General features: G+C 71.3%; 26 protein-coding genes and 1 tRNA gene. 15 read left to right on the top strand and 12 right to left on the bottom strand.

Annotated elements, in window-relative coordinates; translation table 11 throughout:
• Positions 1 to 8 precede the first annotated feature (8 nt).
• Together DEU37_RS02245 and DEU37_RS02250 are read left to right on the top strand one after the other, a co-directional pair.
• Positions 9 to 81 (top strand) — tRNA-Arg (locus tag DEU37_RS02245).
• A gap of 142 nt (positions 82 to 223) precedes the next feature.
• Positions 224 to 748, top strand: a complete 525-nt coding sequence (locus DEU37_RS02250) for a DUF4395 domain-containing protein (protein WP_121189057.1) — start codon at positions 224 to 226, stop codon at positions 746 to 748.
• Between the two features lie 20 nt (positions 749 to 768).
• Here DEU37_RS02250 and DEU37_RS02255 read toward each other — a convergent pair whose 3' ends face one another.
• Positions 769 to 2,658, bottom strand: coding sequence for an amylosucrase (locus DEU37_RS02255; protein ID WP_121189058.1), 1,890 nt, complete (start codon positions 2,656 to 2,658; stop codon positions 769 to 771).
• A 65-nt stretch (positions 2,659 to 2,723) separates the two neighbouring features.
• Here DEU37_RS02255 and DEU37_RS02260 point away from each other — a divergent pair, with 65 nt between their 5' ends.
• Positions 2,724 to 4,229, top strand: a complete 1,506-nt coding sequence (locus DEU37_RS02260; RefSeq protein WP_121189059.1) for an L-serine ammonia-lyase, iron-sulfur-dependent, subunit alpha — start codon at positions 2,724 to 2,726, stop codon at positions 4,227 to 4,229.
• Between the two features lie 88 nt (positions 4,230 to 4,317).
• On the opposite strand, the gene DEU37_RS02265 is transcribed toward DEU37_RS02260, so the two are convergent.
• Positions 4,318 to 5,307: a hypothetical protein gene (locus DEU37_RS02265; protein ID WP_147424841.1), complete on the bottom strand. Its 990-nt coding sequence runs from the start codon at positions 5,305 to 5,307 to the stop codon at positions 4,318 to 4,320.
• A gap of 295 nt (positions 5,308 to 5,602) precedes the next feature.
• Between DEU37_RS02265 and DEU37_RS02270 the strand changes: the two genes are divergently transcribed.
• Positions 5,603 to 6,058 carry an Hsp20/alpha crystallin family protein gene (locus DEU37_RS02270; protein WP_121189061.1) on the top strand — a complete coding sequence of 152 codons (456 nt, stop codon included), beginning with the start codon at positions 5,603 to 5,605 and terminating at the stop codon, positions 6,056 to 6,058.
• Positions 6,059 to 6,183: 125 nt separating this feature from the next.
• Positions 6,184 to 7,215: a DUF2804 domain-containing protein gene (locus DEU37_RS02275; protein WP_121189062.1), complete on the top strand. Its 1,032-nt coding sequence runs from the start codon at positions 6,184 to 6,186 to the stop codon at positions 7,213 to 7,215.
• Positions 7,216 to 7,234: 19 nt separating this feature from the next.
• Here DEU37_RS02275 and DEU37_RS02280 read toward each other — a convergent pair whose 3' ends face one another.
• Positions 7,235 to 7,663, bottom strand: coding sequence for a MarR family winged helix-turn-helix transcriptional regulator (locus DEU37_RS02280; protein WP_121189063.1), 429 nt, complete (start codon positions 7,661 to 7,663; stop codon positions 7,235 to 7,237).
• Between the two features lie 50 nt (positions 7,664 to 7,713).
• Here DEU37_RS02280 and DEU37_RS02285 point away from each other — a divergent pair, with 50 nt between their 5' ends.
• Entirely contained in the window at positions 7,714 to 9,585 is a 1,872-nt protein-coding gene (locus DEU37_RS02285) for a DUF2207 domain-containing protein (RefSeq protein WP_121189064.1), read from the top strand.
• 34 nt (positions 9,586 to 9,619) lie between these two features.
• Here the strand turns inward: DEU37_RS02285 and DEU37_RS02290 are convergent, their stop codons facing one another.
• Both DEU37_RS02290 and DEU37_RS02295 read right to left on the bottom strand, forming a co-directional pair.
• A complete protein-coding gene (locus tag DEU37_RS02290) occupies positions 9,620 to 9,949 on the bottom strand; it encodes a hypothetical protein (RefSeq protein WP_121189065.1) in 330 nt (109 codons plus the stop codon).
• A gap of 42 nt (positions 9,950 to 9,991) precedes the next feature.
• Positions 9,992 to 11,311, bottom strand: coding sequence for an HNH endonuclease signature motif containing protein (locus DEU37_RS02295; protein ID WP_121189066.1), 1,320 nt, complete (start codon positions 11,309 to 11,311; stop codon positions 9,992 to 9,994).
• Between the two features lie 371 nt (positions 11,312 to 11,682).
• Between DEU37_RS02295 and DEU37_RS02300 the strand changes: the two genes are divergently transcribed.
• Positions 11,683 to 12,015 carry a hypothetical protein gene (locus tag DEU37_RS02300; RefSeq protein WP_121189067.1) on the top strand — a complete coding sequence of 111 codons (333 nt, stop codon included), beginning with the start codon at positions 11,683 to 11,685 and terminating at the stop codon, positions 12,013 to 12,015.
• Positions 12,016 to 12,076: 61 nt separating this feature from the next.
• Here the strand turns inward: DEU37_RS02300 and DEU37_RS02305 are convergent, their stop codons facing one another.
• A complete protein-coding gene (locus tag DEU37_RS02305) occupies positions 12,077 to 12,400 on the bottom strand; it encodes a DUF6176 family protein (protein ID WP_121189068.1) in 324 nt (107 codons plus the stop codon).
• A gap of 87 nt (positions 12,401 to 12,487) precedes the next feature.
• On the opposite strand from DEU37_RS02305, the gene DEU37_RS02310 reads away from it, so the two are divergent.
• The 5 genes from DEU37_RS02310 to DEU37_RS02335 are packed head-to-tail and all read left to right on the top strand — an operon-like array spanning position 12,488 to position 18,346.
• Complete coding sequence (locus DEU37_RS02310) at positions 12,488 to 14,065, top strand: molybdopterin-dependent oxidoreductase (RefSeq protein WP_121189069.1); 1,578 nt, start codon at positions 12,488 to 12,490, stop codon at positions 14,063 to 14,065.
• Between the two features lie 46 nt (positions 14,066 to 14,111).
• Positions 14,112 to 14,489, top strand: coding sequence for a DUF2834 domain-containing protein (locus DEU37_RS02315; RefSeq protein ID WP_121189070.1), 378 nt, complete (start codon positions 14,112 to 14,114; stop codon positions 14,487 to 14,489).
• Entirely contained in the window at positions 14,476 to 15,768 is a 1,293-nt protein-coding gene (locus DEU37_RS02320; protein ID WP_121189071.1) for a GTP-binding protein, read from the top strand. Before DEU37_RS02315 ends, DEU37_RS02320 begins: the two co-directional genes overlap by 14 nt.
• Positions 15,765 to 17,003: an AAA family ATPase gene (locus tag DEU37_RS02325; protein ID WP_121189072.1), complete on the top strand. Its 1,239-nt coding sequence runs from the start codon at positions 15,765 to 15,767 to the stop codon at positions 17,001 to 17,003. Before DEU37_RS02320 ends, DEU37_RS02325 begins: the two co-directional genes overlap by 4 nt.
• Entirely contained in the window at positions 17,000 to 18,346 is a 1,347-nt protein-coding gene (locus tag DEU37_RS02335; protein ID WP_147424842.1) for a VWA domain-containing protein, read from the top strand. The genes DEU37_RS02325 and DEU37_RS02335 overlap by 4 nt, the downstream gene beginning before the upstream one ends.
• On the opposite strand, the gene DEU37_RS02340 is transcribed toward DEU37_RS02335, so the two are convergent.
• From DEU37_RS02340 to DEU37_RS02350, 3 genes are all read right to left on the bottom strand, one after another.
• A complete protein-coding gene (locus DEU37_RS02340) occupies positions 18,298 to 18,720 on the bottom strand; it encodes a DUF1622 domain-containing protein (protein ID WP_121189618.1) in 423 nt (140 codons plus the stop codon). The genes DEU37_RS02335 and DEU37_RS02340 overlap by 49 nt on opposite strands.
• An 84-nt stretch (positions 18,721 to 18,804) precedes the next feature.
• The gene (locus DEU37_RS02345) at positions 18,805 to 18,975 is read right to left on the bottom strand and encodes a CsbD family protein (RefSeq protein WP_036290850.1); all 171 of its coding nucleotides are present in this window, start codon (positions 18,973 to 18,975) and stop codon (positions 18,805 to 18,807) included.
• Positions 18,976 to 19,082: 107 nt separating this feature from the next.
• On the bottom strand, positions 19,083 to 19,706 hold the full coding sequence (locus tag DEU37_RS02350; protein WP_121189075.1) for a GNAT family N-acetyltransferase: 624 nt from the start codon (positions 19,704 to 19,706) through the stop codon (positions 19,083 to 19,085).
• Positions 19,707 to 19,778: 72 nt separating this feature from the next.
• Between DEU37_RS02350 and DEU37_RS02355 the strand changes: the two genes are divergently transcribed.
• Positions 19,779 to 20,384 carry a TetR/AcrR family transcriptional regulator gene (locus DEU37_RS02355; RefSeq protein ID WP_121189076.1) on the top strand — a complete coding sequence of 202 codons (606 nt, stop codon included), beginning with the start codon at positions 19,779 to 19,781 and terminating at the stop codon, positions 20,382 to 20,384.
• Between the two features lie 14 nt (positions 20,385 to 20,398).
• Here the strand turns inward: DEU37_RS02355 and DEU37_RS02360 are convergent, their stop codons facing one another.
• Entirely contained in the window at positions 20,399 to 21,439 is a 1,041-nt protein-coding gene (locus DEU37_RS02360; RefSeq protein ID WP_121189077.1) for a GTP-binding protein, read from the bottom strand.
• An 80-nt stretch (positions 21,440 to 21,519) separates the two neighbouring features.
• Between DEU37_RS02360 and ykgO the strand changes: the two genes are divergently transcribed.
• Positions 21,520 to 21,642, top strand: a complete 123-nt coding sequence (ykgO, locus tag DEU37_RS02365; protein ID WP_036290846.1) for a type B 50S ribosomal protein L36 — start codon at positions 21,520 to 21,522, stop codon at positions 21,640 to 21,642.
• A complete protein-coding gene (locus tag DEU37_RS02370) occupies positions 21,639 to 22,157 on the top strand; it encodes a GNAT family N-acetyltransferase (RefSeq protein WP_121189078.1) in 519 nt (172 codons plus the stop codon). Before ykgO ends, DEU37_RS02370 begins: the two co-directional genes overlap by 4 nt.
• An 11-nt stretch (positions 22,158 to 22,168) precedes the next feature.
• On the opposite strand, the gene DEU37_RS02375 is transcribed toward DEU37_RS02370, so the two are convergent.
• Positions 22,169 to 22,708: an NUDIX domain-containing protein gene (locus DEU37_RS02375; protein ID WP_121189079.1), complete on the bottom strand. Its 540-nt coding sequence runs from the start codon at positions 22,706 to 22,708 to the stop codon at positions 22,169 to 22,171.
• 67 nt (positions 22,709 to 22,775) lie between these two features.
• Positions 22,776 to 23,699: a lytic transglycosylase domain-containing protein gene (locus DEU37_RS02380; RefSeq protein ID WP_121189080.1), complete on the bottom strand. Its 924-nt coding sequence runs from the start codon at positions 23,697 to 23,699 to the stop codon at positions 22,776 to 22,778.
• Positions 23,700 to 23,779: the final 80 nt, after the last annotated feature.

The raw sequence follows: 23,779 nt of genomic DNA on the forward strand, positions 1-23,779 counted from the left end.
CGGAAACTGCGCCCGTAGCTCAATGGATAGAGCATCTGACTACGGATCAGAAGGTTAGGGGTTCGAGTCCCTTCGGGCGCACACTGTGTTGAGACAGTAACCAGAAAGGCCCGCTGCATGCCGCGGGCCTTTCTGGTTCCCTGGCGGCAGCGGCGATCGCGCGTGCGTGAAGAAGTGTGACGATCCCGGCCCCGGCGCCTGCGCGGCGACCTAACGTATCTGCGTGGCCACTTCCGCTCCCGCCTCCGTCCGCCCCGCCGGTATCGATCCCCGGGGTCCGCGCTTCGCGGCATCCATCACCGCCCTGCTTCTGCTGGCCGGTACGTTCCTCGCACTGCTCGGGACGGCCGTTCGCGAGGGCACGACCCTCGCCGAGCGGGTCTCGGACCCCGCGTTCGTTCTGCTGCTCGTGGTCGATCTCCTGTTCGTGTGGGGGTTCGCTGCTCCGCGCACGGCGCCGTGGGGTGCGCTGTACCGCGTCGCCATCCGACCGCGCCTGCAGCCGCCGGTCGACCTCGAAGACCCGCGGCCTCCGCGCTTCGCGCAGGTCATCGGCTTCGTCGTCGTGACGGTCGGCCTCGTGCTGCACGTGGCCGGCGTCGCGTGGGCCCTGCCGATCGCCGCGGCCCTGGCGTTCGTCGCCGCGTTCCTCAACGCCGCCTTCGGCGTGTGCCTCGGCTGCCTGCTCTACCTCGCGCTCGCCCGGGCCGGAGTGTTCCGCCCGCGTGGCGGGCTGCTCGGCGCCTGAGACCCCTCAGGTCACACCCGTCAGACGGGCGTGACGCGCAGCCAGACGAACCCGTGCGGGCGTAGCGTGACGCCCTCGTCGAGGTCGACGCTCGCGTCGTGCACGGGGTCGAACGCGGTGCGCTCGAAGCCCGACAGTGTGAGCGGATCGATCGTGACCTCGGCATCCCCGACGTTCGCCAGCACCAGGAGCGTCGTCTCGGGCCCGGGGCGCTGGTAGCCGACGACGGCGGCGTGCGGCGTGTGGAACGGGATGAGGGTGTTTCCGGCGAGTTCCGGGGACTGCTGACGCACCGAGATCAACTTGGTGAGCCGGCGGAACACGCGTCCGGCCGGTGTGGTGTCGTCGCCGCGCTGCGCGTAGGCGTCGCGCGGACGATTGCCGCGGTGCAGCCAGCGGGTGTCGCCCCGGCGGACAGGGTCGTCGGCGTAGGAGTAGTCGTTCAGCTGGGCGACCTCGTCGCCGAGATACAGCAGGGGGATGCCGCCGGTCGACAGGGCGAGCGCGTGCGCGAGGATCACGCGATCCTCCCCGCCGGGGTCGCCGGCTTCGATGCCGGCCAGGGATGCCGTCGTCCCGGTGACGCGGGCATCGCCGGTGGCGGGGTTCTCCTGGAAGGCGACGCCCCGTGCGAACGTGCCCTCGTGGCGGCCCGTGTAGAAGCGGTTGAGGAACTGCCGGTGGGCGTAGCCGTCGATGCCGAACTCCGCGGCATCCTCGTCGGCGAACGTCCAACCGATGTCGTCGTGACTGCGGACGTAGTTCACCCAGGCGGTGCCGGGCGGCAGCTCGTGGCGACGATCCAGCGCCTGCTGCAACAGCCGGCCGTCGCGGGTGGCGAGAGCCTCCCACGTCAGCGCCATCTGCAGCGGGTTGTACGACAGTTCGCACTCCTCGGGTGAGATGTAGCTGACCACCTCATCGGGGTGGACGATCGCCTCGGATTTGAAGATCATGCCGGGGGCGGCCATCGCGAGCACCGCGTTGAACGCCTGCAGCAGCAGGTGGGCTTCGGGCAGCGACTCGCAGGAGGTCCCCAGACGCTTCCAGATGAAGGCCACGGCATCCATCCGGAGCACCTCGACGCCCTGGTTCGCCAGGAACAGCATCTCGCCCGCCATCGCGCGGAACACGGCCGGGTTCGCGTAGTTCAGATCCCACTGGTAGTGGTAGAACGTCGACCAGATCCAGCGGCCGTCCTCGAGCTGCACGAACGAGCCGCGGTGGTCGTCGGGGAAGATCTCCCGCGTGGTGCGTTCGTAGGCGTCGGGCATGTCCCGGTCGGGGAAGATCAGGTAGAAGTCGGCGTAGTCGGGATCGCCCGCCACGGCCTTCTGCGCCCACTCGTGCTCGTTGCTGGTGTGGTTGAAGATGAAGTCCAGCACGAGTGAGATGCCCGCCATCCGCAGCTCCGCCGCGAGCTCGGCCAGTTGCGCCATCGTGCCCAGGCTCGGATTCACGCGCCGGTAGCTCGACACCGCGTAGCCACCGTCGTTGTCGCCGAGGGGAGCGTCGAACAGCGGCATGAGGTGAAGGTAGGTGAGCCCGAGCTCGCGGAACGAGGGGATCAGCTCGCGCACGCCGGCGAGGTTGCCGGCGAAGCGGTCGACGTAGCAGACACCGCCCAGCATGCGCTCGGACTGGAACCACTCGGGGTCGGCGGCGCGCTGTGCGTCGTGCACCTTCAGATCGAGGGGACGCGCGTTCCACGAGGAGGATGCCGCCGCCACCGTCGCCGCCAGCTGCTCCCTGCCGTCGGCACGCTCGCCGTAGAGGCGGGTGAAGAGCTCGTGCAGCCGCGGGAACTGCTCGTCGAACCGGGCGAGGAACGCGTCATCCACACGCCCTGCCGCCTCGCAGGCCTCGAGTGCCGCGCCGCGATCGGCGTCGGACGTGGTCAGTGCGGTCATGGTGCCCCCTCCGTCTCAGCGTATCGGGCGGGGCCCGACGGGGGAGGCGGCGTAGGCTCACAAGTGTGAGTGCGTACGTCTCGGCGTTCGACCTGTTCTCCATCGGGGTAGGACCGTCGAGCTCCCATACGGTGGGCCCGCTGCGCGCGGCTCGCGATTTCGCGCGCCGCGTCGCCGATCTGCCGACCCTCGCCCGCGTGGAGTGCGCCCTCTACGGCTCACTCGGTGCCACCGGCATCGGGCACGGCACCCCCGACGCGGTCGTCGCCGGCCTGCAGGGGTACGTGCCCGAGACCGTCGATCCGGCTCACGTGCGCGGCGCCTGGACCGACTGGTCCGACGGCGCCCTCCTCCTGATGGACGGTCGTACGCCGATCCCCTTCTCGCGGTCGGACATCGTACTCGCGCCGCGGACGCGTCTTCCCGGACACCCCAATGCGATGACGCTCGTCGCGCGGGATGCCGCGGGGCTCGCACTGCACGAAGACACCTATTACTCGATCGGCGGCGGGTTCATCCGGCGCGAGGGTGAGCCGGCGGTGGTGGCCGCGGCATCCTTCCCGCTGCCCTACGCGACAGCGGCGCAACTGCTGGACGTCTGCGATACGTACGGGCTGACGATCGCGGAGATCGCGCGCCGCAACGAGGAGGCGCTGCGGCCCGAAGCGGAGGTCGCGGCCGGGCTCGATGCCATCTGGGACGCGATGGCCTCGTGCGTCGACGCCGGGCTGCACGCCGACGGGGTGCTGCCGGGAATGCTGAAGGTGAAGCGGCGCGCGGGCGCGATCCGCGCCCAGCTGGAGAGCGTCGAGGCGACCGGGCGCGAGCTGCCGGGGGAGTGGCTCGGTGCGTTCGCACTGGCCGTGAACGAGGAGAACGCCGCCGGAGGACGCGTCGTGACAGCGCCGACGAATGGCGCCGCCGGCATCCTCCCGGCCGTTGCGATGTACTGGTGGCGTTTCCTCGCGGATGCCGGCATCGGAGCGGAGAACGCGGTGACGCCCTACGGCGAGCTCGTCGGCTCGGCGCTACTCGGGCTGCACGGTCCGGACGGCCGCGAGGCGGGTGAGGCGGCGCACGGGTCGGAGGACATCGTCGCCACCGCGCAGGAGCTCGCCGAGGCGAACCGGCGCCGCGGCATCCGTCGATTCCTGCTGACGGCGACGGCGCTCGGCTCGCTGTTCAAGGCGAACGCGTCGATCTCGGGAGCCGAGGGCGGGTGTCAGGCCGAGGTCGGCTCGGCGTGCGCGATGGCGGCCGGCGGGCTGACCGCCGTGATGGGCGGCACCAACCGTCAGATCGAGAACGCCGCCGAGATCGCGATGGAGCACCATCTGGGGCTCACGTGCGACCCGGTGGGTGGGCTCGTGCAGATCCCGTGCATCGAGCGCAACGCGATCGCGGCATCCACCGCCGTCACCGCCGCGCGCCTCGCGCTGCGCGGCGACGGCACGCACTATGTGCCGCTGGATGCCGTCGTGGAGACGATGCGTCAGACGGGCATCGACATGTCGACCAAGTACAAGGAGACCAGCGAGGGCGGACTCGCCGTCAACGTCGTCGAGTGCTGAGCGCCGCGCGCGCCTGCCGCGGTTCAGTTGGCGTTCGCGCGGGAAATCGCGATGTGATTACCGGTGCAAGCGTCAACCGAGCGACCGGTCACGCGTGCCAACCTCGGCGTGCGAGGGCGGCGCGGACCAGCGCGACTCCCCGCGAGGGATCGTGTCGGATGTGCGCGGCGCTCAGGCGCACAACATCCCAGCCGAGGTTCGCATAGTCGGAGTACTTCTCGAGGTCGCGCACCCACTGGCGACGCGAGGTGCGGTGGTGATCGCCCTCGATCTCGACCGCGACCCGGTGCGCCACGAATGCGCCGTCGCTGATGCCGAGCAGTCGACCGTCTGGCGCGCGCACCTCCACGTCGAGCTCGGGCTCCGGCAGACCCGTCCCGATGAGCGACAGTCGCCAGTCCGTCTCGAGCGGCGACATGCTGCCGGTGCGCAGCAGGGGAAGCGCGGCACGGAGCTTCGCGATTCCGCAACGGCGGCCTGCGGCGACAGCCGCGGCCAGATTCTCGGGTCCGGCGTGTCGAGCGTCGGGCAGACGCCGCCCCCATCCGTCGCGGGGCACGCGGATGATCGCATCACCGATCACCACCAGGTCTCGAATCGTGTGCTCGCGGGCGAGCATCGCCCAGGCGGAGGCGGGCGTCGCGACCGGAAGGCCCGCCCGGACGGTGGTGTGAACGAGCATCGGGGTGATCTGCACGGCGGTGATGCCCGTCCGTCTGAGGGCACGGTGTGGCGCGGGAACGGCGACGTCGAGGTCGGCGGATGCCGCGGCATCCGCGTCGGGGAAGGGGAGCCCGTGGATCGCGAGCGCCGTCGTCCCGGTGTAGAACGCATGGGGCGGCAGCACGAGTGCGTGGGCGCGGACGCGACCCAGGATGTTGCGCCGGGCGATCTCGTCCGGCGTGTCCTCGCCGTCCGGTGCGGCGCCGTCCGTGTCGCGCCGAACGCGGACTCCGCGGAAGGGTGCGTCGAGGTCGCGAGCCGAGAGGCGCCCGCGAGTGACGCCGGCCGTCGACGCGTCGGCGGCGGTGAACACCTGCGGCAATGTCGGCGGAAGTGGTCGGGGTGGGCGCGGCATCCGCTCATGCTGGGCCCATCTCCTGATGTCGTGGACACCGTCCGCCGGCTCGTGGAGAACTTGCGCTGTTACCGCACGTGGGGAGGAAGGGTTCCGTGTGCTGAATGGGCGGCGGCGCCGGAAACAGCGGTGCGGCTTCCGGCGCGAGGGTCATGTGAACGGCGCGCGATCGCGCACGTTCGCTGTGCGTGAACCGTTGGCACTCTCCTGTGTCGAGTGCTAATCTGATGCTAGTTGAGTTGATGAGGCTCAACTTTGACAGACCCTCACAGTGACAAAGGACAAGGAGAGAAAAATGGCCACGTATGACCCGTTCCGTGACCTCGACCGCATCGCGTCGGGCCTCTTCGACACGCGCCGGGGACCCCGCCGGATGCCGATGGACCTCTACCGCGACGGCGACCACTACGTGCTCAGCGCCGACCTTCCCGGCATCGACCCGGGCTCGGTGGACATCGATGTGGACGGCCAGCTGCTGACCATCCGCGCCGAGCGCACGCTGAGCGAGGGCGACGGAGTGAAGTGGATCACGCGGGAGCGTGAGACCGCGAGCTTCCTGCGTCAGCTCAACCTCGGTCAGGGCATCGACACCGACGGCATCGCCGCGACGTACAGCAACGGCGTGCTGACGGTCACGATCCCCGTGAGCGAGAAGGCGAAGCCGCGCAAGGTCCAGGTCGTCGCCGACGGCGGTGCCCCCACGATCCAGGCGCACGAGTCGGCGCAGGAGCCGCACCCGGTCGAGCAGTAGTCCCGGCCCGCGCACCCGCGCGCAACCGCCCCGTGTCCGCGAGGACCGGGGCGGTTCGCGCCTGCGCGCTAGTGTCGAAGCACCCACCGGAAGCACCAGCACTCGGAACGTCAGCAAGGATGCCGATGACCGCACCCCCCGCCGCGCGCGAGCGCGAGCTCACCGAACCCGTCTCCCTCACCCGCCCCGACGGCCGCCTCAATCCGGCGGCGATCGGCTTCGCCCGCTCGCCGCTCGTCGACACCCGCGGCATCGGAGGTGGACGCTTCGTTCGATCGTGGGGGCGCAACAAGAGGTGGGAGTACTGGAACGTCATGACGCCCACGCACATCGTGTCGCTCACGGTGTCGTCGCTGGACTACGCCGCCGTGCACGAGGTGTGGATCCACGACCGGGCCACGACGCGTTCGTGGGGCCGCAGCGTCACGGTGCTGCCGTCGCGGGAGGTGTCGCTGCCCGCCTCGCTGGGCACCGGCATCACGATCGCGCGGCACGCCGACCTCGCCGCCACCATCACGCCGGCCGAGCGCGGGTCGCTCTGGCGTCTGCACGCCGAGATCCCGGACGCGTCCTTCGACATCACGGTGCGCCGCCCGCCCGGACACGAGCTGCTGGCGGTCGTGGTGCCGTGGTCGTCGCGGCGGTTCCAGTACACCGTGAAGGATGTCGCGCTCCCGGCATCCGGTGTGCTGACGCTCGACGGCGTCGACCACGAGGTGCCGGCGGGATCGTGGGCGGTGCTGGATCACGGGCGAGGACGCTGGCGCTACGACGTGTCGTGGAACTGGGGCGCCGGGTCGGGAACCCTCGCAGACGGACGCAGCCTCGGCATCCAGGTCGGAGGACGATGGACCGACGGGACGGGCTCGACGGAGAACGCCGTCGTGCTCGACGGCACGCTGCACAAGATCTCCGAGCCCGTCGCCTGGGACTACGACCTTGCCGCGCCGCTGCGGCCGTGGCGGGTGCGCGGAGGAGGGCTGGATGCCGTGTTCACCCCGTTCTACGACAAGGCCTCCGCCATGAACCTCGGCGTGGTCTCCTCGCGCACGGACCAGTGCTTCGGCACCTGGTCGGGAACGTTCGCCGTCGACAGCGGTGCGATCGCGTTCGACGGTATCGAGGGATTCGCAGAGGATGTCCGCAACCGGTGGTAGCCGGGGCGGCACGAGACGGTCAGGCGCCGCGCAGCTTCGTCGTCAGCCGCTGCAACTGTGCCAGCTCGTCGTCGCTGAGCACCGACATCCGCTCGGCGATCGATCGGCCGTGCACCGTCGCGAGTCGCCGGAACGCGGCCGCGCCCCGTTCGGTTGCGCGGACGATCGCGCCACGCCCGTCGAGCGGGTCGACGCACTTGCTGATGAGGTCGCGCGCGACCATGCGATCGACCAGCCGCGAGACGCTCGGCTGGCTGATGAGCATGTTGGCGGTCACGTCGCGCAGGCGCGCGCTGTTGTCTTCGCCGCGGACGACGGTGAGCAGCACGTCGTACTCTGCTTGCGTCAGCTCGTCCTCGCCGAAGTCGTCGCTGATCTCGCGCAGGATCTCGTGCTGCGCGCGAAAGAGACTCTCCCACGCGGAGATGGCGAGACGGCGGTCGGTCATGGCGTCAACTGTAGTGCGCCACTCGCACGGCGCCCCATAGGCTGAAGCCCATGGGGCGCGCGCGTGCACGGATCGTCGGAGTCGCACTCGCGATCGCCGGTGTCGCGGTCGCGCTGGCGGCCGGGACAGCGAGCCCCGCATGGGCTGGACCGGCGACGGCGGTCGCACAGGTCGCACCCCCGGCATCCGTCGCGTCCGTCGCCGCGGCGGGGGTCGACGACTTCTCGTTCTCGTCGATGACGGCCGACTACACCCTGACGCGGGCCGCCGACGGAACCAGCCGGCTGCGGGTCGTCGAGACGATCGTGGCGCAGTTCCCGGATGCGGATCAGAACCACGGCATCCGCCGGCAGATCCCCGATTCGTACAACGGTCAGCCCCTCCGCCCCGAACTGATCTCCGTGACGGACGGCGACGGCGCGCCGCGCCCGAGCGAGGTGGAGGATCAGGACGGCGTGTTCTCGGTCGTCTCGCGGTCGGACGAGTTTCTGCGCGGCGCGCAGACCTTCGTCCTCACGTACACGCTCGAGAACGTGACGTGGGTGTTCGGTGACTCCGGCCTCGAGTTCTACTGGGATGTGAACGGCGTCGACTGGGGACAGTCGTTCGGCCGTGTGACGGCTCGGCTGCACCTGGACGCGTCGTTGGCGGCATCCCTGACGGGGCGCATGTCCTGCTATCAGGGAGTGCAGGGGGCGAGCACGTCCTGCGCGTCGATCGCGTCGACCCCGGATGCCGCGATCAGCGGTTCGGGTACGGTCATCACCGCCGTCGCCGACGACGTGCAGCCGCACCAGACCCTCACGATCGCCGTCGGGTTCGCGGACGGCACGTTCGCGACCTTCGACTCCGGATATCTGGCCTCCCCGTTCGGCTGGGGGCAGCTGGGTGCGGGGCTGCTCGCCGTCGGCGCGGGTGCTCTGGGTCTGCGTGCGCGGAGACGCGAGCTGGCCGATGAGCCCGGTCGCCCGACGATCATCGCGGAGTACGACCCCCCACGGATCGTCGACGCGCTCGAGAGTGCCGTGCTGCTCGGGCAGTCGTCGAAGGCGATCCCGGCGGAAGTGCTGGAGCAGGCGGTGCGCGGGTCGATCCGCATCCTGGAGTCCGACGGGCGCGGCTGGGGCAAGCCGAAGCTGATCGCGGAGCTCGTCGACCGGTCGAAGGCGGACGGCGACGGGATGATGCTGTTGGACGGACTCTTCCCGGGCGGGGCGCCGGGCGCGCAGTACCAGTTCGGAAAGCAGGACACCAGGTTCTCCAAGGTCGCGCAGAAGATCCTTGCGGCGGCCGAGACGGAGCTGACCGCACGCGGGCTGCGGCGGGCGGTGCCGCTTCGCGCCCGCTGGCTGCCGATCCTGCTCGCCGTCGCGGGTGCGGGACTGGCTCTGGGGTTGGGGTTCGTGGCGATCGCGGCCTATGTGCAGCCCGTCGTTCCGTGGACGGTGATCGGCATCAGCGTGGCGATCGCGGTCGTGGTGATCGGGGTGTGCTCCCGCAAGCCGCTGACGGCGCTCGGGGCCGAGACCCGCGATCATCTGCGGGGACTGGAGGAGTTCATCCGCTGGGCCGAGGCCGACCGCATTCGGATGCTGCAGTCGCCGGCGGGTGCCGAGCGCGTCGCGGTGGATGTGAACGACCCGCGCCAGAAGCTGGATCTGTACGAGAAGCTGCTGCCGTATGCGGTCGTGTTCGGCCAGGAGAAGCAGTGGTCTGCGGAGCTTGCGGTGCTGTACACGGCCGTGGGCGCGACGGGACCGTACTGGTACTACGGCTCCGGGGCCTTCGACGCATCGTCGTTCTCCGCCGGGATCGCTTCGCTCTCGAGCGCCGCGATGTCGTCGTCGTCGAGCTCGGGTGGGTCCGGCGGAGGCGGTTCTGCCGGCGGTGGCGGTGGCGGAGGCGGAGGGGGCGGGGTCTGAGTCGCCGCCTGAGCCGCCGTCTGAAGAACCGGCGTCAGGCTGTGTCGTCGTCGTCGCTGGTGTCGGCCTCGAGGATGCTGCGGAGTGTCGCCACGTCTATGGTGGTGCGCTCGCCGTCGATCCGCTCGTGCAGGAGGAAGGGCAGGCCCAGCTCGTCGAGGTAGGCGATGGTCCTCTCGAGGCGGGGAACGACGTCGATGTGCTCGCGCCCGAACAGGGTGGCGATGAAGAGCGGCTCGCCCTGCTGGATGCTGCGGCGCAGCTCGATCGTCGAACGGCCCGTGATCCGATACAGCGCCTGCAGGATCGCGCTCGGAAGGTCGGGAGTGCCGTCGATGGTCAGGGAGATGGCGTCGTCGGGCATGGTGACATTCCATCACGCGGATGGGGTCCTCCCCGTTGTGAATCAGAACGGTGGTGGTTCGAACACGAGCGTGCGCGCGGGGCGGTCATCGTGCACGCGCCCGGTGGGGCTGGTCCATTCGAGGGTGCCGTCCGCCCGTTGGCGGACCCGCCAGGCGGAATGGTGTTTCAGGGTGTGATGTCGTCGGCACAGGTGCGCCAGGTTGGTCACCGCGGTCGGGCCGTCGTGTTCGCGTGCGACGGTGTGGTCGACGTCGCAGCGGGGGAGCGGCTGGCGGCATCCGGGGAAGCGGCAGTGCTCGTCGCGGGCGCGGAGCATGCGCAGTTGGTCGCGAGACGGGCGGTAGCGGTCGATCGCGAGGACGGCCCCCGTCGTCGGGCTGGTGAACAACCGATCCCACCCGGCGGCTGTGCCCGCGAGTTGCCGCGCGAGGTCGGGGTCGATCGGGCCGTATCCGGTCAGGTCGGCCGCCGCATCCGCGGCGCCGAGGAGACTCATCGCGGGAATCGTGACCTGGATGCGGGCACGGATCGCATCGGCCGCGGCGATGCTCTCGCTGCTCGCCTCGGCGGTGGCGTGTCCGTAGAGCAGGAGATCGAGTGCGACATCGACGCGAACCTGATCCACACGTCGCGTGTCGGGAGCCTTCGCGGAGGCGGGCTCCGCGGTGGCCATGATCGTGTCGTCGTCCGCTGCTGCGGGGCGAGGTGCGTCGAGGACGGCGCGTGCGAGCTGTGTCAGGCGGTCGTAGACGCCGTGAACGAGAGGGGCTGGGCCGGTGAGTCCGAGCTCGGCCATACCGTCGTCGCCGTCGTGGATCCAGACACGGCGCTGGCGGCGGGCGTCGTGGTGGCGCTCATCGATCGGCGTCGGATGAAGGGCCTCGGCGAGGCGGCGGGCGATGGGCCGCAGTCTGCCGACCGTCTCGCGTTCGGCCACCGGCAGGACCGCCGTCTCGTAGGCGGCGCGGGCGTCGTCGTCGGTCAGGCGGGCCCCGGCATCCGCGATCACCGCCGCGTGCGCGCGGCTGATCCGTCCGCTCGTGAGCGCATCGAGCGTCGCGGGAAAGCGCGTCACGAGGGTCGAGGCCTCATCCATCCGCGACTGGATCGTGCGATCGGACTGCCGTGTCGCCGCGCCGATCTCGGCGGCGATTGACCGGATCGTAATGTCGTCCGGAGCATCGTTATCGGCGCAGGCGGCGTTGCGCTGCGTGAGTGCATGCTGCTGCGCCGCGTGCAGCAGCACCGCCTCTTCGGCCTGCAGCGACGCGATGCGTCGACGCCTGTCGACGAGGGCCTCGATGATGTCGCCGACCACCGCGCGCTCCTCGCGTGCGGTGGGGGACTCGGTGGTGGCCATGACTCAATTCTGCCCTCGACCTCCGACATCAGAGCGGTATAAGGCCTGGTCAACGGCGCATTGTGGACAACCCTCGGATGCCTCTGTCTGGGGAGGAATCGGCGCAAGAGTAAGGGCCGGTCGGAGAGGCTTCCGACCGGCCCTTGTCCCTTGCACCAAGAGTGTCCTGCAATCACATGCCGGTAGCTGCCACAGCAAAACAACTACCGTGCGAGCACTCTATAACGACCAGATAACGGCCACAAGGGGTTTCCGTTACCTTTTCGTGACTTCATACGAAAGTCGAAAGGTGCTGGCGTTTGCCGCGGCGCACGGCGACGGCGAAGCCCTGCGCGAGGGGGTCGCGAAGCGCCGCGATGGGACACTGAGCCATGCCCGTCCGCCCCGACACCGTCTGCATCTGCGGCTCCTCGCGCTTCGTCGCCGAAATGCGCGACGCGAACCGTGACCTCACCCTCCAGGGCGTCATCGTCCTCGCTCCCGGCGAGATGGAGGGCGCCGTCAGCGCAGAGCAGAAGGCCGTCCTCGATGCGCTCCACCGGCACAAGATCGATCTCGCCGACCGTGTGCTCGTCGTCAATCCCGGCGGCTACATCGGTGCATCGACGGCGGCGGAGATCGCCTACGCGCAGGCAGCAGGCACGCCGGTCTCGTTCACCGACCCGCCGGTGGATGCCGCGGGCACGATGAGTGCGGAACCGTGATCGCCGTCATCCCGTTCGAGCTCGACGGTGTCGTCCGCCACGTCGAACCCCGAACCGCCGGTCATGCCGGCCGCAGGTCCAGCAGGATGTCGGCATCGGCCGCGCCGGCATCGGCTGCCCGCATCACGGCTCGATGCTCCCCGTCGATCGGTCGGGGTGAATCATCGGCGATTGTGCGCGCTCGCTCGACGTCGTCGGTCTCCATGGCGTAGACGATGACCGGGCCGTCTATGCCCTCCAGGATCATCGCCGTCTCATGACGGATGCCTTCCGCCTCAAGTGAGGCGAGCGCCTCTTCGCGACGCGGACCGTCGACGGTGCGTAACCACTCCACAACGCGTTCGCGCTGGTCGGGATCGATGCGCCGCGCGACGAGATGGATCATGTCCCCACCTTAGGTCGCCGAACCCATCCGATCTCCGGCCCGTGCCGAACAACACAGGTACCCCGACCCCGGCGGCAGGAGATCATCGTGACCACGCACACCGGCCGGCGCGCGTCGCTCGCCCTCGCCGCCCTCGCTGGTGTCGTCAGCGGGGCGGTGTTCCTCGGCGTCGCCGAGGTGCTGGCCCTGCTCGTCGCGCGCAGCGCCAGCCCGATCCTTGCAGTCGGCGGCTTCGTGATCGACATCGTCCCCCAGCCCTTCAAAGAGTTCGCGATTGCGACGTTCGGGGCGAACGACAAGATCGCCCTCCTCGCTGGGCTCGGTCTCGCCGTCGTCATCGCCTCGGCGATCGGCGGGGTGCTCGAATACCTGCGCAGTCCTCTCGGCGTGGTGGTCGTCGCGATCGCCGGCCTGCTGTCCACCGCGGCCGTCGTCTCGCGCACCGGGGTCACGCCCCTGTCGTTCGTTCCTCCTGTGATCGGCGCGGTCGCGGCATCCGTCGTCCTCGTCCTGCTCGGTCGCCGCCTGCGGCGCTGGCGGCGCCCCGTGCCCACCACAGACGCGATCGACGCCGCCCCGGACGACGCGCAGGCCCTCGGCCGGCGCGGCTTCTTCCGCCTCGCAGGCGTTGCGGGAATCTCCGCGGTGATCGTCGGTGTCACGGCCCGCGTCGTGACGGCAGCGACCTCATCGGTCGACGCGATCCGCGATGCGCTGAAGCTGCCCGCACCTCGTCGAACGCTGACGGTGCCCGCCGGCGCCGAGCTCGACGTTCCCGGTCTCTCGCCGCTGTTCACGCCGAACGCCGACTTCTACCGCGTCGACACGGCGCTCACCGTGCCGGCCATCGACCCGTCGACCTGGCGCCTCGTCGTCGACGGCATGGTCGACCGCCGCGTCGAGTTGAGCTTCGACGATCTGGTCGGTATGGGCCTGGACGAGTACGGCATCACCCTGACCTGCGTCTCGAACGAGGTCGGCGGCGGACTGGTCGGAAACGCGCGCTGGCTCGGCGTGCCGGTCCGCGACATCCTGCGAATGGCAGGACCGCAAGCCGGTGCCGACATGGTGCTCTCCCGCAGCATCGACGGCTACACCGCGAGCACGCCGCTGTCGGCACTCACCGACGACGGGCTCGACGCGATCCTGGCGGTCGCGATGAACGGCGAGCCGCTGCCGGCCGAGCATGGCTTCCCGGTGCGGATGATCGTCCCCGGGCTCTACGGATACGTCTCGGCGACGAAGTGGCTCACCGAGCTGAAGGTGACGACGTTCGCCGCCGACGAGGCGTACTGGACGCCGCGGGGATACAGCGCCGAGGCGCCCATCAAGCTCTCCTCCCGTGTCGACGTGCCGAAGGTCGGCAACCCCGTCGCCGCCGGCCGTGTTCCCGTCGCCGGCATGGCATGGGCCCAGCCGACCGGGGTCGCCCGCGTCGAGGTGAACATCGACGACACCGGCTGGATCCCGGCAACCATCTCCACGCCGGTGAACGACGAGAGCTGGGTGCAGTGGATGTACGAATGGGATGCCGCGCCCGGCACCCACTACATCGCGGTACGCGCCTGGAACAAGAACGGCCAGCTGCAGGAGCAGCAGCGTGCCCCGATCGCCCCGAACGGCTCGACGGGGTGGCACCGGGTTTTGGTCACCGTGTCGTCGTGACCGGCGGACCCTGTGCTCTCGACCGCTCGCGGTCCACAATGGGGCCATGACGCCTCGCTGGACACCCCTCGCGATCACCTACCTCGTGCTGGCGGTGGTCGGACTGGTCGGCACTTTCGCCCTCAACGTGTGGTCCGTCGTGCTCATGCGCAACTACGTGCTCGACCTCGTGCAGTCCGGCCCGGCCGTCGGCTCGATCGGGGTGGACATCATGGTCGCCGCGATCGCCGGCAGCATCCTGATCATCGTCGAGGGACGCCGGCTCGGCATGCGCCGTCCGTGGCTGTACGTCGTGGTGTCGCTGGTGACCGCGTTCGCCTTCGTCTTCCCGCTCTTCCTCGCCTTCCGCGAGCGCACGCTCGCGAAGCGGGCCGTCGGAGAGGGCTCCGGCATCCGCTACCATTCTGAGAATGGTTCTCAATAAGACGACGTCCAGCCCGATCGGAACGCTCGCCGACACGACCGTTCCCGTCACGGTCCTGTCCGGCTTCCTCGGCAGCGGCAAGACCACGCTGCTCAACCACGTACTCTCCAATCGCGAGGGGCGCCGCGTCGCGGTGATCGTCAACGACATGAGCGAGATCAACATCGACGCCCGGCTCGTCGACGGTCCGCTCCAGCTCGCGCGCGTGCCCGAGAAGCTCGTGGAGATGAGCAACGGCTGCATCTGCTGCACACTGCGCGACGACCTCCTCGTCACGGTCGCCGAACTCGCCGAGGGCGGCCGCTTCGACACGATCCTCATCGAGTCGACGGGCATCTCGGAGCCGATGCCCGTCGCAGCGACGTTCGACCTCGACTTCGCCGCGGGGCGCGTGCTCTCGCGCGTGGCGCGCCTGGACACGATGGTCAGCGTCGTCGACACCTCCACCTTCCTCGCCACGCTCGACGAGGCGAAGACCCTCGCCTCCGAGGGCATCGGCGTGAACGAGACCGACAATCGCAGCATCGCCGATCTTCTCATCGACCAGGTCGAGTTCGCCGACGTGCTCATCCTGAACAAGACCGACCTCGTGGATGCCGAGGAGCTCGAGACCGTCCGCGCGTTCCTGTCGCGCCTCAACCCGCGGGCACGTCAGATCACCACCGCGTACGGCCGGGTCGACCTCGACCAGGTGCTCGACACGGGGCTGTTCGATCACGACGTCGCCGCCGACTCTCCCGGCTGGCTGCAGGAGATCAACGGCGAGACCCACACCCCCGAGACGCTCGAGTACGGCATCGGCTCCACCGTCTTCCGCGCCCCGCGTCCGTTCCACCCCTACCGCCTCGGCGCGGAGATCTCCACCCCCTGGCCGGGACTGCACCGCGCCAAGGGCTTCTTCTGGCTCGCCAGCGCGCCGCACGCCGTGGGCCTGTGGTCGCAGGCCGGCGTCAACGTCCGCTTCGAGCCGATCGCCGACTGGCGCGACTTCGACGATCGCCCCGGGCAGGAGATCGTGCTGATCGGCGTGGGCCTGGACGCCGCGGATGCCGAGGCGCGCCTGAGCCGAGCCCTGCTCACCGAGGAGGAGTTCGCCGCCGGACCCGCCTCCTGGGCCCGGCTGCCCGATCCGTTCGCCGGTTGGGCGCAGACGGGCGTCAACTTCCACGTGAAGCGGCCGGGCGTCGCGCACGGCCAGCCGCGTCCGGTGCGGGCGCAACCGCACGACCACGAGGGGCACGACCACACCCACGACCCGCGTCGCGGTCGGTCGCGATGACAGCCGCCGGGGCGGGGCGGGAGGGGGCGGCATCCGGCTTCTGGCGGACGTCCGCGGACGAGCTGGCCGCACGGTTCCCCGGTCGCCGGGAGCAGATCCGCGCGCTGCAGCTGGCCGTGCTCGCGCGGGAGCACGTGTTCCTGCTGGGCCCGCCCGGCACCGGGAAGACCGCCCTCGTGCGGGCCTTCACCGCCGGACTCGAGGGGCGGCTGTTCGAGCAGACGCTCTCGCGCACCCGTCCCGACGCGGCGGTGCTCGGTCCGCTCGACATCCCGGCGCTGCGCGACGAGGGCCGCTACCGCCGCGCCATCGAGGGCTACCTGCTCGACTGCGAGTGGGCGTTCCTCGACGAGATCGGCCACATCTCGCCCGACCTCGGTCACGATCTGCTCGCGGCGCTCGGCGATCGCGTCCGGCACGACGTCGACGGCGGACGCAGCACCCACGGCATCCCGCTGCACACCGCCTTCACGGCGGGCAACGCGATCCCCGCCGGCGACGGCACCGACGACGCCCGGGCGCTCTGGGACCGTCTGCTGGTGCGCGTGCCGGTCGACTACCTCTCCCGCACGGACGCGCACGCGCTGCTCACCGCCGACCCGATGCGGACGGCGGATGCCGCGACCCGCCCGCGCGTGCGCTCGCGGGCGGAGCTGGCGGAGGACGTCGCCGCGGTCGGCCGCGTCCGCATCGCACCCGACGTCGTGGATGCGGTGCTCACCCTGCGCGAGCGGCTCACCGGTGCGGGCGATGTGTTCTCCGACCGCCGCTGGCGTGCCGGCCTCGGGCTGCTGCGGGCCTCCGCGTGGCTCGACGGCCGCGATGATGCCCGCCCGTCCGATCTGCTGGCGCTGCGCTTCGCCCTCTGGGACACCCCCGATCAGCGCCCGGCGGTGCTCGCCGAGTTGGCCCGGGTGGCCGATCCCGCCCTCGCCGACGCGCTCGCGCTCGTCGAGCGCGCCCGCCTGCTCGCCGACGTCTGCCGCGGGCGGGCCGGCGAGGACGCGGCCACGCGGCGAGCGTGGGCGCGGGAGGCACAGCGCAAGCAGCGGGTGCTCGTCGAGGCCGCCCGCCGCCTTGCGCCGCGCGCCGAGGCGTCCGACGTCGAGGGGCCGGATGTCGACGCCGCGCTCGCCGAGGCTGCGCGGGCCGTCGCCGCACTCGCCGCAGATCCCGACGACGCCGGGCGCGCGGGCGGGCCGGTGCCGATCGCCCGTGCGCGGATCGCCGGGTGATCGACGCGCTCCGTCCCCACCGCCGCGTGCCGACCACGAGCGCGATCGAGGATGACTGGCTCGTCGAGGAGTTGTGGCCCGCGGCGGCGGCGCGCATCGCTCACGCCGTGCCGCCGTCGCAGCGGGAGCTCGCGCGCGACGTCTTCGGCTATCTCCTCCTCGCGGCGCCCCGACTGCGTGCGGATGCCGCGACCGTCGCCCCCGCGCGGGCGCGGAGTCTCGCGCGCCTCGCGGTCGATCCCCGGGTGCGCGCCGTGCGCACCCTCACCGTGGGCGATGAGCTCGCCTGCGCGAGCTGGGTGCCGCCCATCGTCGCCGAGCTGGCCGCGGCCGAGGGGCCGGACTCCGTCTCGCCGCGCCCCGCGGAGAACGGGGATGCCGCCGCCCGCGCCGGCGGCGCCGATCTCGGCGTCGATCCGCGACGTTCCGGCGCCGGCGACCTCGTGGACGGCGGCGGCGCACGCGGCGGGCGCGGGGCGTCCTCGGCATCGGCGGCATCCGCAGCGCCGGACGAGGAGCTGCTCGCGCGCCTCATCGGCGCGGACGACCGTGCGACGCTTCGCCGCCTCGTCGCGGCGTGCCGGCGCGGACTCTCGTCGCACGCCGGGTTCGTCGCAGCGGTGCGCGGCGCGCGCGCCGCCGCGCCCCTCACCCGTGATCTCGCACGCGTCGCCGTCGACGCGTGGGGCGCGCTGGCGACGACCGAGACCGAGGTCGGGCTGTGGCGACGCTGGTCGCAGGGGGGTCTTCCCAGCGGCATCCTGCCGCCCGCATCGCCGCCGCCGCTGATCGTGCTCGTCGACGAGTCGGGATCGATGCAGCTCCTCCTCGACGGCGTCTACACGCGCCGCACCTGGGCGCTGGCGACACTGCTCGCGTGCGTCGAGGAGGCCGCGGCATCCGGCCGTGAGGTGGTCTATCTCGGATTCGCGGGCGACGGCGCGTGCTGGCGGCAGGACATCCCGGGTGCCGACCCGGCCGCAGCCCGGGCGGCGGTGGCGACCGTGTGCCGTCACTTCTTCGGCGGAGGGACCGCGTTCGAGGCCCCGCTGGCGGCGGCGCTCGACCTCCTCGGCGAGCCGCATGCGCGCGGTGCGCGCGTGCTCATCCTCAGCGACGGCGAGGGCGACGAGGTGCCCGACGCGCTCGCGGCGCGCTGGCGGCAGACGTGCGCGCGCGCCGGCGTCCGGTGCTGGGGAGTGCGCATCGGCGGTGCGCGGGCGACGGCACTCGAGGCGCTGACCGACGCGGTCGCCGCGCTGGAGGACTTCGCGCGGGCCGGCGTCGACGGCCGTTACCCGGCGCTGTCGCGGGCGGCCGTCCGGTCGCGGGTGATCGACTGAGCCAGCACCTGGCCGCCGCTGGTCAGCAGCGCGCGGCGCCACGGGAGCGTCCCCTCGATCTCGATCTGGATCGACATGGACAGCACCGTCCGGATCACGACGATGAGGCCGAGGATCAGAGCGTCCTCGATCGACGGCTTCGAGGTGATGGTGCGGATGAGGTCGGCGGCCACGAGCACCTCGAGCCCCAACAGGATCGCCGCCCCCAGCGTGGTGCGCAGCACCAGGTAGGCCGCGTGCGCCCGCCGCTCGCGGCGGAGCGTGCGCCACGCCAGCACGACCGCGATGACGAACCCGGAGACCATGGCCAGGGCACCGATCACCTCGAACACGATCGCGATGACGGTGAAGAACGGCTCGATGGATGCGGACATGATCGCCACTCTAGGGGGGAGCCCCTCCGGACGCAGTGCGACGCCCCCGCCCGACGGGGGCGGAGGCGTCGCGCGGGGGGAGGCTTACTTGAACGCGTCCTTGACGTCCTCGCCGGCCTTCTTCACGTGGGCTTTGGCCTGCTCGGCCTCGCCCTCGGCTTCGAGGCGCTCGTTGTGCGTCAGCTTGCCGACGCCCTCCTTGACCTTGCCGCCGAGGTCCTCGGCCGCGTTCTTGATCTTGTCGTCGAGACCCATGATGTGTTCCCTTCTCTGGCCTTCTCCGGACTCCTGACCTCGACGCTACGAGGGCCGCCGGCGCGAGGGCAGTGGGTTGACGGGCTGGGATCGAGGGGGTAAACGGGCTACGCGCGATGAGTGACGGGATGCCGCAGCATCCCCATCGGGCGGGCGCCCGGCACCCCGGTGATCGGACGCACCTCCTCGAAGCCGAGCCGTCGGTACAGGCGCCGGTTGACCGGGGTGGACGACTCGAGGTACGCGCTCTGGCGCATCGCGTCGAGGGCGTCCAGGTGAGTCGAGAGCAGGCGTCCGCCGACGCCGCGGCCGCGGGCGCGTGCCGTCACGCCCACCTCGGCCAGGTACCAGTGCGGGGAGTCGGGGCGTTGGCGCTCCAGGTGCGAGAACAGCGAGAGCGCGCGGGGGATGCCGCGCCATCCCAGGGCGCGCACGAAGTGCGGCGCCTGCCCGACGAGACGTCCGAGAGCGCCGTGCCGTGCATCCGGGCCCTCCCACACGGCGACCCCGAGGATCGAGCCGTCCCCGTCGCGGGCGAGGTCGACGGTTCCGGTCGTGAAGGCGCCGGCCGCCAGCATCCCGTGGAAGAGGTGCGCGAGCCGTGTGCGCCGACGGCCCGGCGTCGGCACGATCGCGGCGAGCACCGGGTCGGCCTCGAAGGCTTCGGCCAGCACATCTGCGGCGGCGGGGAGGTCGCCGCGGCGGGCGGGGGTGATGGTGATCTCCGGCATGTCTCCTCCAATTGGTCCGAGTGGATAAAACTAGTATGAGGGGAACCGCCGGCCCCGACCCTGGAGGACGCTGTGAACGAAGCGCCATCGCCCCGCGCCTACCTGGGCGTGGACGATCGCCGCCGGCAGCTGCTCGACGCGGCGTGGGAGGTGATCCGCGACGGCGGCGCGACGGCGCTCTCGCTGCGGACCGTCGCGCAGCGCGCCGGGGTGGCGCACCGCGTGGTCACCTACGCGTTCGGGACCAAGAGCGCGCTCGTCGCCGCGCTGCTCGAACGCGAGTCGGCGCGTGCGGTGGAGGCCGCCTGGGCGGCGCCGCTCGCCGAGGAGACGCTGGAGAGCGCGGTCGCCGCAGCGCTGCGTGCCTACCTCGACGACGTGCGGGCCGATCCGCGCCGGCACGAGTGCCTCGCCGAGCTGACGATCCTCGCGCGATCGTCGGGCGAGCCGGCGGATGCCGCCGCGATCGAGAGCGCCGCGGCGCTCGCCGAGATCGGTGCCCGCCTGGAGGCCTGGCAGTCCGCACGCCCGGCGGCATCCGTGCGGGAGCTCGACGTCGTCGCCGCGGCGATCCTCGCCACCGCCGACGGACTCGCGCAGTGGTGGCTCGCGACGCGCGACGACGCGCACGCCGACGCCGTCATCACCGTGCTCGCGAGAGCGTTCGTGACGGCGTGACGGCGTGACGGCGCTCAGGCGAGCGGGTCGTGCGGGAGCGTGTCGTCGGCGAAGGCGGGCCACGCCGGAAGGGGATCCTCCAGCCGCGCCCAGCCGGCGGCGCCCTGCTCCAGCTCGGCATCGGTGAGCAGCGCGGCGTCCAGGGTCGCGACGACGGCGCCCGTCATGAGATCGAGTCCCGTGAGGGCGAGGTCCTGCGCCGTGAGACTCGCCTCCATGCTCGCGTCCTGCGGGTCGATCCACATCGCCGAGCCGACCTGGTTCCACCGGGCCAGGATGCCGGGGCGCGTCGCCAGCCGGCAGAAGCCGGCAGAACGCAGCAACAGGCCGAAGCGACCCGTGTCGAGTTCGTCGAGGGCGGCGGCGAGGCGGGCCGGGTGGAACGGGCGCAGTCGTTCGTAGCGCACCGTCGACACCCGGGGATCGGTCATGTAGGGGTCGTGCTCGTCGTTCAGCGCCTGCACCCATCCGGGGCGCTCCAGCACGGAGCTCTCGTCGAACCCGCGAGGGTTGGAGCCGGCGAGGGCCTGGAGGTCCTCCGCCGGGCCGCGGGACAGGCGCACGCGTGCGCGCGGGGCGAGGTGGGAGGCGAGCGCCATGAGCACCGACAGCTCGGCGGTCTCCACGTGCTCCCAACGCACGAGACTGATGAGGGTCGCCGACTCGAGCAGCGTGACCGCGCGTCGCGCTCGCGCGCCCGCGTCGCCGTCGCCGTCGCGGCGGCGCTCATCGAGCGGACTCGGGTCGCGCAGATCGTCCAGCATGTGCCGGGCGTCGACGACGCAGACGATCGGTGCGGGCGGTGTGCGCGTGACGATGTCCAGGTGCAGCACGTCCACGTCGATGTCCGCATCGATCACGAAGCGCTCGACGTCGTGCCGATCCCGCTCGAGCGTCACCGCGACGGGATCGCTCGGCGCCGCACCCGCATCCGCATCCTCGCGTCCGGCCGAGACACGGAGCAGTCCGCGTCGGGTGGCGACGGCGAGACCGGCGGCGTAACGGCGCCGTTCGGGGGTGCACAGGCCGGCGACGATCAGGGGGGAGGGCAGCACGACGGGCCTGCTTTCACATTGACGGACGGGTCGTCCCACTCTAGCCTCTTATTGATAAAGATTCTCAGTAAGGAGTGGTCATGAAGGTTCGTGCGTCCCTCAAATCCCTGAAGGAGCAGCCCGGCGCGCAGGTCGTGCGCCGTCGCGGTCGCGTCTACGTCATCAACAAGCTGAACCCGCGCTTCAAGGGACGGCAGGGGTGACCGTCCCCGGTTGCGCGGCACCGGCATCCGTCGAGATCCGCCGCGCCGTCGAGAGCGACGTGGCGGCGGTCTGTGCCTTCGGCGCCGTGGTACTCCCCGCGCACTACAGGCCTCTCATCGGGGCCGATGCCGCACAGGAGCTGGTCACCGACTGGTGGAGCGCCCCCGCGACGCTCCGCGCCGTCGACGCCCAGGCGCTCTGGGTGGCACTCGATGCCGACGGGGAGATCGTCGGCGTCGGCGAGCTCGGCCGCATCGGCGACGATCCCGTCATCTACAAGCTGTACATCGGCGCCCACCGCCGCGGCGAGGGTATTGGCGCGCTCCTGATCGACCGGATGATCGCGACGCTCGCACCGCGCACTCCGCGCGTGCTGATCGAGCACGTCGCCGCCAACGACCGCGCCGCGGCGTTCTACGAGCGCCACGGGTTCGTCGTCGACCATGTGGACGTGATCGACCCGCACGCCCCCGAACGCGACGTCGTCTGGCGGGCCCGCGAGCTCGCCGCCTGATCGGGCGTCGCTCAGGCGAAGCGGCCGAGGTGGATGCCGGCGTACGCGAGTGCCGCGACGCTCTCGCCGTCGGTGATCTCGCCCGCGGCGATCATTCGCAGCGCGTCGGCGAACGGGACCCACCGGACCTCGTCTATGCCCTCCTCGTGCTGAGAGGCGTCGGCATCCGCACCTCGGGAGATGCCCTGCGCGAGGAAGACGAACTCGGGTGCGCGCGCGATGCCGTTGAGGGCGTTCATCCGCCCGAGCGCCGTCCAGCGTGCCGCGGTGATGCCGGCCTCCTCGGCGAGCTCTCGCTGCGCCGCGACGAGAGGGTCCTCGCCGTCCGAGCCGCCGGACGGGACCTCCCAGGAGGGGCCGGTGGTGTAACGCTCGAGCGAGACGAGACAGACGCGATCATCGTCATCGACGGCGACGACGAACACGGCGGGATGCTGCATCTCCACCACGCCGTAGATGCCCTCGCCGTGAGGGCTGACGACATCGTTCTCCTCGACGCGGATCCAACGGTTCTCGTACACGGTGCGCGATGCGCGCGTCTGCCACGTCATGCGCCCACCCTAGAACGAGCGAACGGCCCGGACGCGCAGTCCGGGCCGTTCGAGCGGGCGGTGGCGATCAGTACCAGCCCACCGACTCCGAGTGGTCCCATGCGCCGCAGGGCGTGCCGTAGCGGCCCGCGATGTAGCCCATGCCCCACGCGATCTGGGTTGCGGGGTTGGTCTCCCAGTCGGCGCCGGCGGAGGCCATCTTGCTGCCCGGGAGCGCCTGCGGGATGCCGTACGCACCGCTGCTGTTGGCGGCGTTGACACGCCAGCCCGACTCCTTGTTCCACAGCGACACGAGGCAGGCGAACTGGTCGTCGCCCCAGCCGTAGTTGGCGGCAGCCATCGAGCGGGCGATGCCCTGGGCGGATGCCGGGTCGACGTTGACGTCGACCGCGGGACGCGACGAGACCGACGCGGTCTTCGCGGCGGCCTCTTCCTCGGCCTTCGCCTTCGCGGCGGCTTCCGCGGCGGCAGCGGCTTCCGCGGCGGCCTTGGCCGCAGCCTCGGCGGCAGCCTTGGCGGCGGCCTCCTCGGCGGCCTTGCGCTGCACGGCGGCATCCAGCGCGGCGCGCAGCTGCGCGGTCTTGGCGGCGACGACCTCGGTCTCGGCCTTCGCGTCGGAGGTGAGGGTGGGGATCATCATGGCGGGCGTCACATCGAGTGCGCGCAGCTTCGTGATGAGGCCACCGAGCTTGTCGGTGTCGACGGTGGTGTCGGTGGTGCCGACGTCGAGGCCGGAGGCCGAGATGTCGATCGACACCTTCGCGGCGGCGGCGACGGCGCTCTGTGCGGCACTCATGGCGGTGACGCCGCCGGCGGTGATCGCGCTGAGCGGTGCGGAGGTGGTTTCGACGGTGACCGAGCCGGTGGAGGCGGCGGGGGCATCGCTCGCAGCGAAGGCCGGCAGGGCCCCCGCGGTGGTCGTGGCGGCGCCGATCACGAGGCCGAGGCCGAGGAGGGCGGATGTCACGGGGCGGTAAGGCAGACGGGGCATAAAGAGAGTACTTCCGGTGAATCAGCACCGCCCAGCCGCCGGAGCGCGAGCGGTGTGCGTCCTCGGGTGGACACGAAGGT

Source organism: Microbacterium sp. AG790, from assembly GCF_003634765.1.
GTDB lineage: Bacteria > Actinomycetota > Actinomycetes > Actinomycetales > Microbacteriaceae > Microbacterium.

Excerpts from the sequence above, each read along its gene's own strand:
- DEU37_RS02345 (WP_036290850.1), bottom strand. The coding sequence starts at position 18,975 with ATGGGTCTCGACGACAAGATCAAGAACGCGGCCGAGGACCTCGGCGGC.
- DEU37_RS02265 (WP_147424841.1), bottom strand. The coding sequence starts at position 5,307 with ATGCCGCGCCCACCCCGACCACTTCCGCCGACATTGCCGCAGGTGTTC.
- DEU37_RS02320 (WP_121189071.1), top strand. The coding sequence starts at position 14,476 with ATGGTTCTCAATAAGACGACGTCCAGCCCGATCGGAACGCTCGCCGAC.
- DEU37_RS02300 (WP_121189067.1), top strand. The coding sequence starts at position 11,683 with ATGCCCGTCCGCCCCGACACCGTCTGCATCTGCGGCTCCTCGCGCTTC.
- DEU37_RS02325 (WP_121189072.1), top strand. The coding sequence starts at position 15,765 with ATGACAGCCGCCGGGGCGGGGCGGGAGGGGGCGGCATCCGGCTTCTGG.
- DEU37_RS02285 (WP_121189064.1), top strand. The coding sequence starts at position 7,714 with ATGGGGCGCGCGCGTGCACGGATCGTCGGAGTCGCACTCGCGATCGCC.
- DEU37_RS02275 (WP_121189062.1), top strand. The coding sequence starts at position 6,184 with ATGACCGCACCCCCCGCCGCGCGCGAGCGCGAGCTCACCGAACCCGTC.
- DEU37_RS02255 (WP_121189058.1), bottom strand. The coding sequence starts at position 2,658 with ATGACCGCACTGACCACGTCCGACGCCGATCGCGGCGCGGCACTCGAG.
- DEU37_RS02290 (WP_121189065.1), bottom strand. The coding sequence starts at position 9,949 with ATGCCCGACGACGCCATCTCCCTGACCATCGACGGCACTCCCGACCTT.
- ykgO (WP_036290846.1), top strand. The coding sequence starts at position 21,520 with ATGAAGGTTCGTGCGTCCCTCAAATCCCTGAAGGAGCAGCCCGGCGCG.
- DEU37_RS02350 (WP_121189075.1), bottom strand. The coding sequence starts at position 19,706 with ATGCCGGAGATCACCATCACCCCCGCCCGCCGCGGCGACCTCCCCGCC.
- DEU37_RS02315 (WP_121189070.1), top strand. The coding sequence starts at position 14,112 with ATGACGCCTCGCTGGACACCCCTCGCGATCACCTACCTCGTGCTGGCG.
- DEU37_RS02270 (WP_121189061.1), top strand. The coding sequence starts at position 5,603 with ATGGCCACGTATGACCCGTTCCGTGACCTCGACCGCATCGCGTCGGGC.
- DEU37_RS02295 (WP_121189066.1), bottom strand. The coding sequence starts at position 11,311 with ATGGCCACCACCGAGTCCCCCACCGCACGCGAGGAGCGCGCGGTGGTC.
- DEU37_RS02305 (WP_121189068.1), bottom strand. The coding sequence starts at position 12,400 with ATGATCCATCTCGTCGCGCGGCGCATCGATCCCGACCAGCGCGAACGC.
- DEU37_RS02340 (WP_121189618.1), bottom strand. The coding sequence starts at position 18,720 with ATGTCCGCATCCATCGAGCCGTTCTTCACCGTCATCGCGATCGTGTTC.
- DEU37_RS02380 (WP_121189080.1), bottom strand. The coding sequence starts at position 23,699 with ATGCCCCGTCTGCCTTACCGCCCCGTGACATCCGCCCTCCTCGGCCTC.
- DEU37_RS02280 (WP_121189063.1), bottom strand. The coding sequence starts at position 7,663 with ATGACCGACCGCCGTCTCGCCATCTCCGCGTGGGAGAGTCTCTTTCGC.
- DEU37_RS02375 (WP_121189079.1), bottom strand. The coding sequence starts at position 22,708 with ATGACGTGGCAGACGCGCGCATCGCGCACCGTGTACGAGAACCGTTGG.